Annotated in this window: 13 protein-coding genes; 9 read left to right on the forward strand and 4 right to left on the reverse strand. The window is 57.6% G+C overall.

Annotation, left to right across the window (positions count from 1 at the left end; genetic code table 11):
• The first annotated feature begins 14 nt into the window (after positions 1-14).
• The 4 genes from BLQ12_RS19530 to BLQ12_RS19545 all read left to right on the forward strand — a co-directional run bounded on the left by BLQ12_RS19530 (position 15) and on the right by BLQ12_RS19545 (position 3,591).
• On the forward strand, positions 15-1,364 hold the full coding sequence (locus BLQ12_RS19530) for a sigma-54-dependent transcriptional regulator (protein ID WP_092213224.1): 1,350 nt from the start codon (positions 15-17) through the stop codon (positions 1,362-1,364).
• Positions 1,365-1,383: 19 nt separating this feature from the next.
• The gene (rsmD, locus tag BLQ12_RS19535) at positions 1,384-1,932 is read left to right on the forward strand and encodes a 16S rRNA (guanine(966)-N(2))-methyltransferase RsmD (RefSeq protein WP_092213226.1); all 549 of its coding nucleotides are present in this window, start codon (positions 1,384-1,386) and stop codon (positions 1,930-1,932) included.
• A 265-nt stretch (positions 1,933-2,197) separates the two neighbouring features.
• Complete coding sequence (gene coaD, locus BLQ12_RS19540) at positions 2,198-2,695, forward strand: pantetheine-phosphate adenylyltransferase (RefSeq protein ID WP_092213228.1); 498 nt, start codon at positions 2,198-2,200, stop codon at positions 2,693-2,695.
• 5 nt (positions 2,696-2,700) lie between these two features.
• Positions 2,701-3,591, forward strand: coding sequence for a selenium metabolism-associated LysR family transcriptional regulator (locus BLQ12_RS19545; RefSeq protein ID WP_092213230.1), 891 nt, complete (start codon positions 2,701-2,703; stop codon positions 3,589-3,591).
• Positions 3,592-4,007: 416 nt separating this feature from the next.
• Here BLQ12_RS19545 and BLQ12_RS19550 read toward each other — a convergent pair whose 3' ends face one another.
• Together BLQ12_RS19550 and BLQ12_RS19555 are read right to left on the reverse strand one after the other, a co-directional pair.
• Complete coding sequence (locus BLQ12_RS19550; protein ID WP_092213232.1) at positions 4,008-4,595, reverse strand: YqaA family protein; 588 nt, start codon at positions 4,593-4,595, stop codon at positions 4,008-4,010.
• 6 nt (positions 4,596-4,601) lie between these two features.
• The gene (locus BLQ12_RS19555) at positions 4,602-5,264 is read right to left on the reverse strand and encodes a protein-L-isoaspartate(D-aspartate) O-methyltransferase (protein ID WP_404825989.1); all 663 of its coding nucleotides are present in this window, start codon (positions 5,262-5,264) and stop codon (positions 4,602-4,604) included.
• Positions 5,265-5,599: 335 nt separating this feature from the next.
• Here BLQ12_RS19555 and BLQ12_RS19560 point away from each other — a divergent pair, with 335 nt between their 5' ends.
• A complete protein-coding gene (locus BLQ12_RS19560; protein ID WP_092213355.1) occupies positions 5,600-6,559 on the forward strand; it encodes a potassium channel family protein in 960 nt (319 codons plus the stop codon).
• Between the two features lie 27 nt (positions 6,560-6,586).
• On the opposite strand, the gene BLQ12_RS19565 is transcribed toward BLQ12_RS19560, so the two are convergent.
• Positions 6,587-7,174 (reverse strand): 5-formyltetrahydrofolate cyclo-ligase, encoded by a 588-nt coding sequence (locus tag BLQ12_RS19565; protein ID WP_092213234.1) that lies wholly within the window; start codon positions 7,172-7,174, stop codon positions 6,587-6,589.
• Between the two features lie 309 nt (positions 7,175-7,483).
• Between BLQ12_RS19565 and serS the strand changes: the two genes are divergently transcribed.
• From serS to BLQ12_RS19585, 4 genes are all read left to right on the forward strand, one after another.
• Positions 7,484-8,758 (forward strand): serine--tRNA ligase, encoded by a 1,275-nt coding sequence (gene serS, locus BLQ12_RS19570; RefSeq protein WP_092213236.1) that lies wholly within the window; start codon positions 7,484-7,486, stop codon positions 8,756-8,758.
• Entirely contained in the window at positions 8,755-10,260 is a 1,506-nt protein-coding gene (gene thrC, locus BLQ12_RS19575) for a threonine synthase (protein ID WP_092213238.1), read from the forward strand. The genes serS and thrC overlap by 4 nt, the downstream gene beginning before the upstream one ends.
• Positions 10,261-10,385: 125 nt before the next feature.
• Positions 10,386-12,137 (forward strand): LysM peptidoglycan-binding domain-containing protein, encoded by a 1,752-nt coding sequence (locus tag BLQ12_RS19580; protein ID WP_092213240.1) that lies wholly within the window; start codon positions 10,386-10,388, stop codon positions 12,135-12,137.
• 210 nt (positions 12,138-12,347) lie between these two features.
• Positions 12,348-13,103, forward strand: coding sequence for a tetratricopeptide repeat protein (locus BLQ12_RS19585; RefSeq protein ID WP_175469951.1), 756 nt, complete (start codon positions 12,348-12,350; stop codon positions 13,101-13,103).
• A gap of 559 nt (positions 13,104-13,662) precedes the next feature.
• On the opposite strand, the gene BLQ12_RS19590 is transcribed toward BLQ12_RS19585, so the two are convergent.
• Positions 13,663-16,032 carry a type IV pilus secretin PilQ gene (locus BLQ12_RS19590; protein ID WP_092213244.1) on the reverse strand — a complete coding sequence of 790 codons (2,370 nt, stop codon included), beginning with the start codon at positions 16,030-16,032 and terminating at the stop codon, positions 13,663-13,665.

The following is a 16,032-nucleotide window of genomic DNA, read 5'->3' on the forward strand; positions in this document are numbered from 1 at the left end:
AAGGAGAAGACCTTATGTTTCCAACCCTGCTTATTGTGGATGACGAGCAGCCCATCCTCCACTCCCTGGAGGGGCTGCTCTCCGACGAGGGATTTAACGTCCTGACCGCTCCCAACGGCTATGAATGCCTGAAAACCATCGACGCCGAGCACCCCGACCTGGTACTTCTGGACATCTGGATGCCGGGCTTAGACGGCATCGAGACCCTGCGCGAGATCAAAAAATCCCACCCGGATATTCCCGTTATCATGATCTCCGGCCACGGCACCATCGACACGGCGGTAACTGCCACCAAATACGGGGCCTTCAGCTTTATCGAAAAGCCCATCAGCATCGACAAAGTCATCGTGGCCATCAACAACGCCCTGAACTTTCGCAAGCTGGAGGAAGAGAACCGCTTCCTGCGCACCCGCATGATCGCCAAAAATGCCATCGACGGCTCCAGCCCCCCCATCCTCGCCTTAAAACAGCAGATCATCGCGGCGGCTCCCACGGAAGCCCCCATCTTGATCACCGGCGAAAACGGCACCGGAAAAGAGCTGGCCGCGCGCACCATCCACCAGTTCAGCACCCACTCGGAGAGCCCTTTAATCACCGTCAACTGCGCCGCCATCCCGGAGGCCCTTTTTGAAAGCGAGCTCCTGGGCCACGAAAAAGGCGCCTTTGAAGGCGCCAAGGCAAAACACATCGGTCGCTTTGAGCTGGCCGACGGGGGAACCCTCTTCTTCAACGAGATCGGGGACATGAACCTGGCCAACCAGGGCAAGCTGCTCCAGGTCATCGAAGAGAAACGCTTCTGCCGCTTGGGGGGCAGCCGGGTCATCGACGTCAACGTGCGCATCATCGCCGCCACCAACAAAGACCTGAGAAAAGAGATCGAAGAGGGCCGCTTCCGGGAAGACCTCTACTTCCGCCTCAACGGGGTGCCCCTGGACATGCCCCCTTTGAGGAACCGGCTGGAGGACCTTCCCCTGCTTGTGGAGCGTTTTACCCAGGCGTGGTGCAAAACCACCGAGTCCGAGCCGAAAGCCTTCGGGCAGGATGCCATGGAAGCCCTTGCCGATCACAGCTGGCCGGGCAACGTGCGGGAGCTGAAAAACCTGGTGGAGCGCCTGCTCATCACCGTCAACAAAGAGACCATCTCCCTCACCGATCTGCCCACCCCCTACCGCGCCTCAGAGCCCAAAGAGGCGGCAGGAGGACTCTCGGACCTGGCCGACATCTCCGACTTCAAACAGGCCAAGGAAGCCTTTGAGCGGGAGTACATCAAACGGCGACTTGCCGAGTGCGGCAACGACACGGCGGCGGCGGCCAAGAGCTTAGGGGTCAGCAAGGGCCACATCACCAGAATCCTTAAACCGTAAGGGGTATCAGGCATCATCCATGCGCATTATTGGTGGAGAACGACGTAAAAAAAAGCTCCTGGCCGTTCCCGGCCTGGCCACCCGGCCCACCACGGACCGGGTGAAAGAGACCCTCTTCAACATCATCCAGGCCCGCGTCAGGGGAGCCTTTGTGCTGGATCTCTTTTCAGGCACCGGCGCCCTGGGCCTTGAGGCCCTCAGCAGGGGAGCCGACCGCTGCCTCTTTGTGGACAACCAGAAGCAGGCCCTTGAGACCTGCCGGAAAAACATCGCCGCCTGCCGTTTTGAGGAGAAAAGCACCGTCATCCAGTGGGACATCGCCCGCAACTTAGGCTGCCTCGCCCGCTACCGCACGCCTTTGGACCTGGTATTCATGGACCCCCCGTACAGCAAGGGCCTGGCCGACCTGGCCCTGTCCCACCTCATCCAGGCGGGTGCCCTGGCTCCCGAGGGACTGGTGGTGGTGGAACACGCGGCCGGGGATGCTCCGGTCCCTCCGGAGGGAGTGATCCTTACCGAGACCCGGCAATACGGCACCACGGCCCTCTCCTTTCTCTCCCCGCCCTGAAAAAGCCCTACGGCCACCCTGGTGACCCCGGAAACACGCGTCATCCGCCCTTTCCGGGGCAACCCCCCATAATTCATGGGGTTCCCGACATGCCTACCCACCCGGGGGGGCGTGACCTGTGCCTGTACCCGGCATACAACGCCCCTTCCCAGACCCCTAACATATGCAATTTTCGGTAAAAAAGGGTGTTCGCTCTCAGTGTTTTGTGTTAGAGCTTCTCTGATATTGGGCCCACTGTTCATTCAGCGAAAAAGGATCTGACACCATGGAAACAATTGCCGTTTACCCCGGTTCCTTCGACCCCCTCACCAATGGCCACATCGACCTTGTGGAACGTGGACTGAAAATTTTCGACAAGGTGGTCATTGTGACCCTCAACAACAGGGCAAAAAAGCCCCTCTTTGCCGTGGAAGAGCGCCTGGCCATGATCCGGGACTGTTTTAAGGGAATGGATTCGGTGGAGGTGGATGCCTTTGACGGCCTGGTGGTGGATTACGCACGGAAACGAAACGCCAACGCCATCCTCCGGGGCATGCGGGCGGTCTCCGACTTTGAAAATGAATTTCAGATGGCCATGTTCAACAGGCGCCTCAACCGAGATGTCCAGACGGTGTTTCTCATGACCGGTATGCGCTGGATCTTCACCAGCTCATCCGGCATCAAGGAAGTGGCCAGCTTTGGCGGAGACGTCTCCGGCATGGTGCCCCCCTCCATCGAGAAGAAACTCAAAGAAAAATTTCATAAGGCATACAGCAAGGGTTAACGGGCATGGATTTCTGGCAACTGACCATATTCTGCAAGGTAGTGGAGTTTAAAAGCTTTTCACGGGCCGCCGAAGCGATCTACCTCTCCCAGCCCACGGTGAGCAGCCACATCAAGGACCTGGAGGAGCACTGCGGATTTCGCCTCCTCGACCGCCTGGGCAAAGAGGTGCTGCCCACCAAGGCAGGGGAGCTGCTCTTCAGCTACGCCAAGCGCCTGCTCGCCCTGCGCGATGAAACAGAAACCGCCCTCTCCCAGTTCCGGGGCATCACCAAGGGCACCTTGAACTTGGGCGGAAGCACCATCCCCGGCGGGTACATCCTCCCGTCCATCATCGGACGCTTTGCCAAGGCCCACCCCGAGGTGCAGATTTCGCTGACCATCCGGGACACCCGGGAAATTGCCGACGGCATTTTAAACGGAGACGTGGAGCTTGCCGTTACCGGGGCGCCCTTATCGGACCCGGCCATCTTCCAGGAGCCCCTCTTCGAAGACGACATGCGCCTCATTGTCCCCGCCGGTCACCCCTGGGCAAAACGAAAAAGCATCCCCATGGAGATGCTGAAAGCCGAGCCCTTCGTGACCCGGGAAAAAGGCTCCGGCACTTTAAAATCCCTGGATCAGAGCCTCACCGACGCCGGGTTCAACCCCTCATGCCTTAAAATCGCTGCCCGCATGGGCAACACCGTCTCCGTCTGCGAAGCGGTAAAGTGTGGTGTGGGGGTCTCCATCCTCTCCACCCGCGCCGTGGAACGGGACATCCAGGCAGGCCTTCTGGCCGCCATCGCCATTGAAGGGGTCGACCTCAAGCGCTCCTTTTACCTTACCCGCCACAAAAAACGCACGCCCTCCCCGCTGGCAGACGCCTTTGCCGACTTTCTCAGAAAAGCCAATTAAAAAAAAGCCTCCGGCGGCAAGGTGTGCCACCTTGATAGCTGGTTGCGGATGCGTTTTTCCCCTCGTTCCTCGGGGAAAATCACATCCGCCTTTGACCAAGGCTGGACTGAATATGTCTTTTAAAAACCTATTTGTTAAACGTTCTAAAAGTTTAGTCCCCGGCAGGGGCGCCGGAGGCATAAGCTGAATAGGTACAAAAAAGGTTGCCAAACAGTTTTGTTTGTAAACCACGCTGAATGCGGATTTCATTTGACCCGAGGCACAAAGAGGGGAGGAAACGCCCCCCGCCCGCAGCTTATGGGCGACTGACAGCCATGGCATCCCCACGCACTTCGCGCGAATGCGGACGCGAAGCGCTAAGAAATACGGTAGCCTGATCGCATTCGCAACTTAGCTTTCAAGGTGGCTCACCTTGTCTACATGACGTGGGCGATGAGAACAAAGCCGCCGATGAGAAGGACGGTGAAGGCGGTGACGACCAGATTGAAATAGCGGTCGATAAAGGCTTTGATGGTGGGCCCGAAGAGATAGATCAAGCCGGCCACCAGACAGAAGCGTCCGGCCCGGCCCAGGGCTGAGGCAAGGACAAAGATGGGGAAATTGATGGTGAAAAGACCCGCTGCGATGGTGAACACCTTGTAGGGGATGGGGGTAAACCCGGCGATGAAGACCACCCAGGCGTCCCAGGTGTTGTAAAGCTGCTCCACCCGGACAAACTTGTCGGCAAAGCCGAAGAGGGCAACGATGCGGTCTCCGATAAGGGCCATGAACTGCCAGCCGATGAGGTACCCGAGCATGCCGCCCAGCACCGAACCTGCGGTACAGATCAGGGCAAAACGAAAGGCCTTCTTGTGGGCGCCCACGGCCAGGGCCACGAGCAGCACATCCGGCGGAATGGGGAAAAACGAGGATTCGGCAAAGGCGATGGCAAAAAGGGCCCAGCTCCCGTAAGGCGAATCCGACCAGCTCAACACCCAGTCGTAGAGACGTCGCATGATCTTCATCGGTTTTTACTCCTTCCAGCCGTATTCCCCGATGAGGGGAACAAATCGGCACTTGCCCATGTTTTCATGCACCAGCTCATCCCCCACCCGCGTGATGCGAAGCAGGTCCTGGGTATCGGCGCCCCCCACAGGCATCACCAGGCGACCGCCGTCTGCCAGCTGGTCGGTGAGGTGGGTTGGGATCTCTGGAGCTCCCGCCGTCACGATGATGGCGTCAAAGGGGGCCTCTTCGGGCCAGCCCGTGGTGCCGTCTGAAAAACGGGGCACGATATTGAAATAGCGCAAGGCGTCAAACACCTTCCGCGCTCTCATATAAAGGGTGTGAATGCGCTCGATGGTGTAGACGCGGTAAACCAGGCGGGACAATACCGCCGCCTGGTAGCCTGAGCCGGTGCCCAGCTCCAGGACCCGATCCTCCTTGGACAGGGCAAGGGCCTGGGTCATCTCCGAGACGATAAAAGGCTGCGAAATGGTCTGCCTCTCCCCGATGGGAAGCGGAAAATCTCCGTAGGCACGATCCATCAGTGCCTCGCTGACGAACAGGTGGCGGGGGACCTCCCCCATGACCTTCAGCACACGGGGATCGGTGATACCGCGCCCGGCGATCTGACGCCTGACCATCTCCTCCCGCTGGCGTGCGTATTTTCTCTCCAACACATCCATGCCCATCCTCACACACCCTTTTCAAAAATAGCGTCGCAACATGCCGAACTCAGGCGGCAACGGGGTCTTGGGCACCAGGGCCCCGGACCTTTTTACGACCTCTCCATGTATACTAGAAATTTCGCCTGGGCAGTGTATACCACAACTTATTAGCGAATAGTATTGGAAATACTGCTTTTTTTTCTGTAAAATGGGGATTCTTTTCACCCGCATACGGCACCGCGCCGAAGGTGAAACACCTTTAAACACAGGATGTTGCAATACCGCACGCCTGACTGCCGACGACAGGGACGGATCCATTGGAAGGGCTCAAGCAGGTCGTTATTTCGGTCATTCTCCTGATGCTCATCATCACGGTCGGCATCGGCGGGTTTATGACCATCGAAGGGTGGGGCATCACCGATGCCGCCTACATGACCCTTATTACCATCACAACCGTGGGATTCGGGGAAATCCACCCCCTCTCCCCCGTCGGTCGGCACTTCACCATGGTCATCATCGTCCTCGGGACCAGCTTTTTCATCTACGTGGGCGGTTCCGTGGTTCAATTCATGGTGGAGGGCCAGATACAAACCCTCATGGGGAGGCGTAAATTGGACAAGAAGATCACCCGCCTGAGAGACCATCACATCATCTGCGGCTACGGGCGCATCGGCCGCGTCCTGTACCACCAGCTGATGGCAACCAACCCCATGGACATTGTGGTCATTGAAAAATCACCGGAGCTGGTGCCCCACATGGAAGCCGACGGCGCCCTTTACATCTCGGGAGATGCCGCCTTAGAGGAGAACCTCATCCGCGCGGGCATCAAAAAAGCCTCCTGCCTGGTGGCCGCCCTGGCCACGGACACGGACAACGTCTTCCTCGTGCTGACGGCCCGGCAGCTCAACCCGGAGATCTTCATCATGGCCCGCTGCTGCTACAAGGAGTCCAGGTCCAAGCTTATCACGGCAGGGGCCAACATGGTGGAATCCCCCTACGACATGGGCGCCGCCAACATGGCCCTGAAGCTGATCCGCCCCACGGTCACCAATTTCCTGGAGCTGGCGCTCCAGGACCGGAACAAGGACATCCAGATGGAGGAGATCGTCATCCACGACGACTCGGAGCTGGTCAACGTGATGCTCCGGGACTCCGGCATCCGACAGCGGTTTGACCTTATCATCATCGCCATCAAAACCCGGGAGGGCACCATGCTCTTCAACCCCTCCTTTGAAACCGTCCTCAAGCCCGGAGACACGGTCATTGCCGTGGGCAAAGGCACAAGCCTTACGGGCCTGCAGGCGGCGCTCCAGCCCTGAGGGACGGTATGCAAACAGATTTTCCGATCAGATTTTGTAGATGGTCCGGGAATCCGTTACGATGATGTCGATGTGCTTGTTTCTTGAATCGGTGGGCACCTGGGAGATCACCTGCTCTTCAAAGGCGATGGCCACCTTACGGGTGGTGATGGGGAGTTTCTGGACAAACTTGTCGTAAAATTTGTCCCCGATGCCAATGCGCCCGCCCTTTTCATCAAAGGCCTGGCCAGGCACGATGGCGATGTCGATGTGATTGATGGGAACGGTCTTACACCGGCTGGGGTCGGGGGTCAGGCAGCCGTCGGGGCCGTCAATGAGATCCTCCGGGCTGTTCTCTACCTTATAAAGGGTGGTCTTGCTGGACTCGCGGTTGAAAACGGGCAGCACCACCATCTTCCCCCCTTCCAGGGCACGCTTGATAATATCAAGGGTCTCCACCTCGCCCTGCTTGGCAAGATAAAGCAAAACCACCTTGGCTTCCATAAAATTGGCAAAGCCAAAAAGCCGCTCCTCGATGGTCTTCTGCTTTCGAGACTTCTCCTCGGGCGGAAGAGCATCCAGGACCGCCTCCACCTCACCGATTATTTCCTTTTTTTTCTCTCCGGCATCTTCCATATATAATCTCCAGTCGTTTTCGCTAAACACATAAAATCAGTAATGATTGGTAATTTTCAAAGCTATTGACTGCCACCATGGACCGTGATAGTAATTTTAAGTTTTAAAAAACAAAAAATCAATGTCGGCCAAACCACGTAACGGCATTTTATCCGTGGCTCAGCCCGGTCCTCGGTCCATACCATAACACAATACGATATGGGAATCGACAGCTCTGACACAAAATCGTGGTTGTGTGTCCTGCCGAGGCTCTGTAAGGCCGGGCTGCCAAGCGTCCACCATCCCACGTTGCCAGAACAGGTTAATATTATGCTCGAACTCAAGTACGTCAGAGACAACCTCCAGACCGTGGAGGATGCCTTAAAAAAAAGAGGCGGCAAAGCCGATCTCGCCACCTTCGCCACCTGCGAAGCCAAACGCCGTGAACTCATCGGAGAGCTCGAGTCCCTCCGCTACCAGAGAAACACCGTCTCCGATGAAATCGCCGCCATGAAAAAATCAGGGGAAAACGCTCAGCCCCAGATTGATACCATGAAGTCGGTCTCCACCCGCATCAAGGCCCTGGAAAAAGAGGTGAACGAAGCCGAAGCCACGCTCCAGGAGATCCTCATGGGGATCCCCAACATCCCCCACCCGTCGGTCCCCGAAGGCAAGACCGATGAGGACAACATCCTGCTGCGCACCGTGGGCACCCCGACCTCCTTTGCCTTCGAGCCCAAGGCGCACTGGGATATCGGCGAAGACCTGGGCATTCTCGACTTCGGCAGGGCCTCACGCATCACCGGCGCCCGCTTTCCCCTCTACTTCGGGGCCGGAGCGCGCCTGGAGCGGGCCCTCATCAACTTCATGCTCAACCTGCATACCGAAGAACACGGGTTCTCCGAGGTGCTGCCGCCTTTTATCGTGAACCGCAACAGCCTCAAGGGCACGGGCCAGCTCCCCAAATTTGAAGAGGACCTCTTCAAGCTGGAAGGCCAGGAGTACTACCTGATCCCCACGGCAGAGGTCCCGGTGACCAACATCCACGCAGGCGAGATCTTAACCGAAAAAGACCTGCCCATCCGGTACACGGCCTACACCCCCTGTTTCCGGTCCGAGGCCGGCTCCTACGGCAAAGACACCCGAGGCCTCATCCGCCAGCACCAGTTCAACAAGGTCGAGCTGGTCAAGGTGGTGGATCCCGCAACCTCTTACGACGAGCTGGAGATCCTGACCCAGAACGCCGAAAAAGTCCTTCAGCTCCTGAACCTTCCCTATCGGGTGGTCACCCTCTGCAGCGGCGATCTCGGATTTTCTGCGGCCAAGACCTACGACATCGAGGTGTGGATGCCCGCCCAGGACACCTACCGGGAGATCTCCTCCTGCAGCAACTTCGAGGACTTCCAGGCCCGTCGCATGGGAATCCGTTTCCGCCCCGAAGGCGAGAAGAAACCCCGCCTGGTTCACACCCTCAACGGCTCAGGCCTGGCTGTGGGACGAACCGTGGCCGCCATCATGGAAAACTTCCAGCAGGCGGACGGCTCTGTCAAAATTCCTGAGGTGCTTGTGCCCTACATGGGCGGCAAGGAGGTAATCGCCAAATGAAGCCATCGGATTTTCCATCAGACATCAAGGACCTCATCCTTCCTGCACACGCAGGGGAAATGATATACCGTTGCTTAGGCTGCGGGAGTGAACACGGCATTGATGAGCTGCTCTACGTCTGCCCGGACTGCGGCAGCGTCATGATGCTCCACGAGACCTCCAGCCTGGCGACCAGAAAGGCCGACGGCCCCACCTGGCGAAAGGTCCTGGACTACCGGCGCATGCTCAACATCCCCGCCTTGAAGGGGATCTACCGGTACCACGAATTCTTAGGGCCTGTGGTTCCCCTGGATGCTGTCCTCTACCTGGGTGAAGGCCATACCCCGGTGGTGGAGGCCAACACCCGCCTTCAGGAGCTCACCGGTGCCCGCTTTTTTTTCAAAAACGACGGCCAGAACCCCAGCGCGTCCTTCAAGGACCGGGGCATGGCCAGCGCCCTCTCCTACATCAACTCCCTGATCAAAAAAGGGAGCATGAAAGAGATCCTTGCCGTGTGCGCCTCCACCGGGGACACCTCGGCGGCGGCGGCCCTGTATGCCTCGTATCTCACAGACGGCATCAAATCCGCCGTGCTCCTTCCCCAGGGGAAGGTCACCCCACAGCAGCTCTCACAGCCCCTGGGCAGCGGGGCAAAGGTTTTCGAAATCCCAGGCGTCTTTGACGACTGCATGAAGGTCGTGGAGAACCTCTCCTCCCGATACGACGTGGCCCTTTTGAACTCCAAGAACGCCTGGCGCATCCTGGGGCAGGAGTCCTACTCCTTTGAAATCGCCCAGGACTTCGACTATGCCATGGAGAACATGGTGGTGGTGGTTCCCATCGGCAACGCCGGGAACATCACGGCGGTGATGAACGGTTTCCTGAAATTCTTTGAAGCCGGCATCATTGAGACCCTTCCCAAAATCATCGGGGTCCAGTCGCACCACGCCAACCCCGTCTACAGGTACTACCTGGAGCCGGACACGGCGAAACGCGAGTTCAAACCCGTCACCGTCAAGTCCAGCGTCGCCCAGGCAGCCATGATCGGAAACCCCGTCTCCATGCCCCGCGTCATCAACGTGGTGGAGACCTACAACCGACTCTCTGAAGGAAAGAACGTCTTCTTTATGGAGGTGACGGAACAGGCCATCATGGACTGTGAGCTCATGGCCAACCGAAACGGCCACATTGCCTGCACCCAGGGCGGGGAAACCCTGGCAGGCCTCATGGAAGCCGTCAAGCAGGGCCTTGTCGCCGACGGAGAAACCGCCGTCATTGACTCCACCGCCCACGCCCTGAAGTTTTCCGGATTTCAGGAGACCTACTTCTCCGGCACCTTCCCCGAGGAGTTCGGCATCACGCCGAACCCCGAGCTGGTCAATGCCCCCGAAGATGTCAAGGCGGAAGGACTCACCGAGTTCCCTGCCTCCGGAGCCCCCCTCACCGGCGAGTCCTTTGAGCGGTTTGTCCGACTGACGGCCGATGCCATTGCCACCCGCCTGGAACTTGCCCGTCAAAAATAAACACCACGAAACACGGGGCCTTTTCCTTGGAAAAGGCCCTGTGCCCTGTCGATCAGCCCGGCCCCCTTTGGGTTCATGACGAACCATGAATGGGACGGGCGCCCACCATGGAGGCCCCGGAGGCTATGGGTTGTTGGAACAAACTGCTGTTGCCCCTGTTGGTTCTTCTTATCATCGGTACCTGCACGCCCCCTAAAGGCCGCGCCGAGGTACTCTACAAGCGTTACTATGTCCACAATGTCAACGGGCGGGATGTTCTCAGTGAACCCTACGTGGTTCGCCCCAACGACTACGTCATCAAAATCCTGAAACAGAAAGGGGAGATCTCCCACACCAACTTCCCCCTGTTCCTCAATATTTTCAAGCTGATCAACCACCACATCCCAGACATCAACCGCATCCATCCCGGTCAGCGGATCTTTGTCCCCTTGAAATGGCTCGAACCCGACGCCCTTCCGGGCCAGCGTCGAGGCATCGTGGACCTTCCCTTTATCACGGCCGCGCCGGTCAAACAGCTCCTCGCCCAGGGCGCCACAACCCACAAGGTGGCACCCGGGGACTCCGTCTCCCGCATCATCTCCAACCAGTTCGGCCCCACGGGAAGCCGCACCTACCGTGAAGGCGTCAAACTGTTCCGCCTGGTAAATCCCACCGTCAAAGACCTCAACCGGATTTACATCGGTCAGAAACTCAAAGTCCCCGATGCCTCGGTGCTTGATGAAGACTGGTACAGCTCTGTCTTTGAAGCGGACGGCGAAGTGGTTCTGCAGGCAACCGAGACCGACCCCTCACCCGCCGAAGAGGCAGGTGTTACCCAGTACGAAAACGACGAAAAGACAGGAAAAAAAGACCCCTTCGATGCCCTTGCCAAACTTCTGGGTGGGGTCCTGTTGAATCGCGGGCGATACTACTTTCCCGATGACAAGGGCAATGACTTCTCTGTGAACCTGTCTGAAACGCCCATCCTCCAGCTGCCTGAAGGCAGGCGAATCCTCTTTGTCCACAACGGCCTCTCCCTTTCCACAGGAAGGCGGCACATCATGGCCACCCATTTTAAAAACCTGCGTTTCACCGATACCTCCCTGGAGCCCACCCTGCCCCTGCTCCTTGACGCAGTCCAGCTTGCGTACCCCAAGATGCGCCTGCCCATGCCCCTCTCCTTCTCCGAAGAGGGCATGAACCTCTCCCTTAAAGCGCGCTGGGCATTCAAATACGACCGGTCCAAATCCAAGGAGGCTTTCCGGGGCATCATCGTCTCCGACCTTGCAGATCCGTCCCGGCGATTCCCTGTGCCCCTTGCCGCCTACTTTCGCAAGCACGGACTGGTTCTGCGGGAGTCCCTTCAGGGCGAAGCCCTTCCGCCCGTCTATTTTGCCACGGAGAAAAGCACCACCGTAAAGCGGATTGTCCCCTATACCCGAAAGATCTACGTGGAAAAACTCGCCGAGGCCCTGGGGCTTCTTTACGACCCCAATATCTCCATCTCATTTTCCTATGCCGGTACCCAGCTTGAAACCACCTCAAACATGATCCGGGATCCGCGGGGTGCCGGTGCCCTGGTGGACTTTGGGGACCTCTACGGCGATGCCGCCTTTGCCATCGAAAGCTCTGGCCTCAAGGTGGTCTCCATCCGAAAAGGCGACTATCTCTTCAACGCCACCCTCAGGCTCCTCACCAAACTGGGCATCCCCTTTGAAAAAAACCCGCGCTTTGACTTCGGGGCAGACGGGGAACCCCTGGCGTGTGCCCTCTCCGTGGACGGTATCCTTGTGAAACCTGCACCCCTGGTAAAAAAACTGATCGTGGCATCCACGTTGCCCGATGACATCATCGCCCTCCTTGAAGAACAGGGACTCGGTATCATCCAGATCCGTTGATCCGTAAGCGTATGACCCCATCGCGGCGTGCTTTTCTGGAACTGGCGATTGCAATAATACGGGATTCATGGCAGGTTGCGGAGAGAGGCGCAAACTGTGCGTTTCCTCACAAAAACGTCTCCTTACCGGGGACGCTTGACCATGACCCATACGCGGCGGTGGTCACACCGCCCCAGACAATCCCACACACGTTCATATTCCGGGGGCACCATGAAACGTTCCACACGCATTCTATTTGTTCTTCTGGCCGCAGCCCTGTTGGCCGGTTGTGCCAGCAAAACACCCATGCTCAAAAAACAGTCTCAAGCCCAGCGCGACCTGGGGGAAGCCTACCTGAGCCAGGGCAATTACACCGCAGCCCTCAAAGAGCTCCTTGAAGCCGAAAGCCTTTACCCGGACGACTACCTCCTGCAAGACGATCTGGGCAAGGCCTACACCGCCAAAGAGCGGTACGAGACAGCCCTTATCCACTTCCAGCGTTCCATCGACCTCCAGCCCGACTACGGGCCGGCCAAGAACAACATGGGCTCGGTCCTGCTGTTGATGAAACGATGGGACGAAGCCATAGAGGTCCTCAACCAGGTATCCGACAACATCCTTTATGCCACCCCCCACTACCCCGTCTACAACCTGGGCTGGGCCTACTACAATAAAAAGATGTACACAACGGCCATCTCCTATTACAACAAGGCCCTTGATATTCAGCCGGAATTTGTCCTTCCCATGCGAGGGATCGCCATGTGTCACATGGCAGAAGGGCGACTCGCCGATGCCACGCACTGGTTTGAAAAGGCGGTCAAAACCGCCCCCAAATTTCAGCAGCTCCACTACGAACTTGCAGGGATCTACCTGCGCTCCGGGGCCTATGAAAAAGCCAAATCAACCCTGAGCGATACCATCGCCATCGACGACCAGACCCCCATCGCCGCCAAAGCAGAACGAGATCTCAAGGCCCTGTCCATTTAGCCTTCTATGGTCAAAATGGGCTAAAAAACAGGCCTCCGGCGGCAAGGTGTGCCACCTTGAAATCAGGTTGCGGATGCGCTTTGCCCCTCGTTCCTCGGGTCAAATCACATCCGCTCCAAAAAATAAGGAGTTACTCAACAACTTGTGCAACTATTCAGCTTACCTCCGGTGGGTCGCTTTTTTGAAAAAAATTCCGCGAAAAACCTTCCTATTGTGAAAAAATCGACATTATTTCGGCGGAGCCTGGAAAAGCGTGCTTACGACCTGTTTGTCAAACTTTTTAAAAGTTTGGCCCCCGGCAGGGCCGCCGGAGGCATTTGAGCTGAGTTGTGGCAAACTTTTTTCAAGACCTGTTTCTTTCGTTTTTTTAAACGTTTACCCCCGGATATAAGCCAAAGGGCCTCTGCGGCCCTCCCTCCCTTGAAGCCCCCCCCGGTGTCGCGACGCCATCCCACAAAAAAAGGGAGCAAGGTGTGATCACACCTGCTCCCTTTCGTTCAACATGCTTTTTTATGCAACGCTCTGCACGGGGCCGGTTGCCCAACGCCCTGTGTATGCCCTAAATCTTCAATTCATCCATTTTCACCACACGGGGGGTGAGGAAGACCAGCAGTTCCTGCTTCTCTTCCGTACGCGTGCGGTTCTTGAAGAGCCAGCCCAGGACCGGAATCTGTGAAAGCACCGGAAAGGCCGATTCGGCAAAGGTTTTGTTTGACTTGATGATACCACCGATAACGATGGTCTCCCCATCGTTCATGATGAGCTCGGTCTCCACGCCCTTGGTGTTGAGGCCCGGGATCCCGTTGGTGATGCTACCCACGTCGTTCTTGTCGATGAGCACCTGAAGGGAGATCCGGTCATCGGCCGTCACATGGGGGGTCACCTCAAGCCTCAGCTCCACCTCTTTAAATTCAATGTCCACGTCGCCGTCTTCAACGGTCTGGTAGGGAATTTCAACCCCCTGCTTGATGGTGGCCTTCTTGTTGTCCAGGGTGAGGACCTTCGGAGACGAAACGATCTTGCCGGTACCCTTGGTCTCAAGGGCCGTGAGCTTGGCATCCAGGATCAGGGTGTTGCCGGTGAGCCGTGAAAAGTTGATGCCGATGCTGTTATCGGTTTCCACCCCGTAGTCCATGGCCACACCGTAGCCGTAAACACCTCCAAGGGTGCTGCTGTCATTGCCCTGCCCGACGGTGGGATACCCCTCGGTCTGCGCGTTCCAGGTCACACCAAAGGCCCTGGTGAAATTGGATGAGGCCTCCACAATCCGGGCTTCGATGATCACCTGGGGCGTAATGCGGTCAATCTGTTTGACGATTGCACGGGCCTGGGCGATCTTTTCCGCGGTGTCGGTGATGATCAACTGGTTGGTACGGGTATCCACACTCACGCTCCCACGCTCCGAGGTCAGGATACGCTCCAGGTGGGGCTTGATGTCCGTTTCTGCGTTGGAGTAGCTGATCAGGATGTACTCCGTGCTCATGGGGGCCATTGCCTTCTGTATCTCTTTGGAGAACTGCTGGGAGGCAATGTATTGAAGCCGCGCAGCCTCCTCTTCCTTCAAGGTTTTCAGGGTGGCGATGCGGGTGATGCCGTTTTCTTTCACCGAGCCCAGCATGTTCATCTTGAGTACCAAATCCAGGATCTGATCCCAGGGAACCGGGTTCTGAAGGGTCATGGTGACCTGGCCGGTAACATCCTTGTCGATGGCAAAGTTCTGGCCGCTGACCGCACGGATAATGCGGAACACGTTTTTGATGTCGGTCTCAAAAAAGTCCACGGCAATCTTTTCGCCGGAATAGGACTTGGACTTGCCCACGGAAATTTCAGGTTCCATGGATTCCATCACCTCGGGTTGGACCGGAGCGGCGCTGGTAGCACCATCCGGAAATGCAGCCATGTCAGAACCTGCCGCATCAGGAACAGCCATCACGTCCGCCTCGGTGATGGCCTTTTTCCAACTAGGAAGCTTGGCGTCGTCCTCTTTCTGGGGAGGAACGCTTGAGGGATCGATACTCACCTCAATCTGGTCGCCGCTCTGGCTCACCAGGTACGGCACGGCATCCCGGAGTTCAATGATAAAAAGAGCATCCCCTTCCATCTGCTCAGTCTGCACCGGCAGGATCCGGTTCACCGCGCTGTTGAACCGAGTGGTGATGATGGGGCGTTTCCGTGAATCGGGAAGGGTGGTGTCGGAAAGCTTGAGATACAGGGTTTTCTCGTCCTTTTTGCTCACCTTGTACCCTACCGGCCCGGTGGTCCCGATGAGGATGGTGGAGGCCCCGCTCTGGGTGCTGGTAAAGTCAATCTGGCTTACCGTGGCCGGTCCCACCGAAACGGGCTGAACGGCCGGAGCCTGAACAGCCGCCGGCTCCTGTACAGCGATCTCTTCGGCTTCCACCGTCATTTCGGCAACAGAGGCTTCCGCCGGGACCTCATCATCGGCTTCGGCTGCAACAGCCACCTCAGGCATCTGTGCTTCAACAGAGGTGAAGACCACATTCAATCCGTTTCCGCTGCGCACCACCTCGTACTCAGACTCGTCCTTAAGAAGGATCTTGAGCTGTGTCGCGTTGCCCTGCCGGGATGCTTCGATGGTCTCCACCACTGCGTTATCAACCGGTGACTGGACGGCTCCATCGGCCACATCCGCGTCCGGAAAATGCAGCACCACCCCCGGGGGGAGGGACTGTGGAATCGAAGCGTAGGTCAGCATGGCGCTGCCCTGGATGGATACCACCACCTCGCCGGACGCCACACGGGTGTCCACACCGGTAATGACCCGCTCAGCCATGACGGATGGCGTTTCAACGACAGGTGTGACCGCTCCCTTGTCGGATGCACAGCCGCCTGCCGTCAACGCCGCGAGAAAAACAAAGAGCACGACTGCAGCTGCCTGCCTGCGCAACATTGAGGTCTTGTCAAACAT

The sequence above is a fragment of the Desulfoluna spongiiphila genome, assembly GCF_900101345.1.
Lineage (GTDB): Bacteria > Desulfobacterota > Desulfobacteria > Desulfobacterales > Desulfolunaceae > Desulfoluna > Desulfoluna spongiiphila.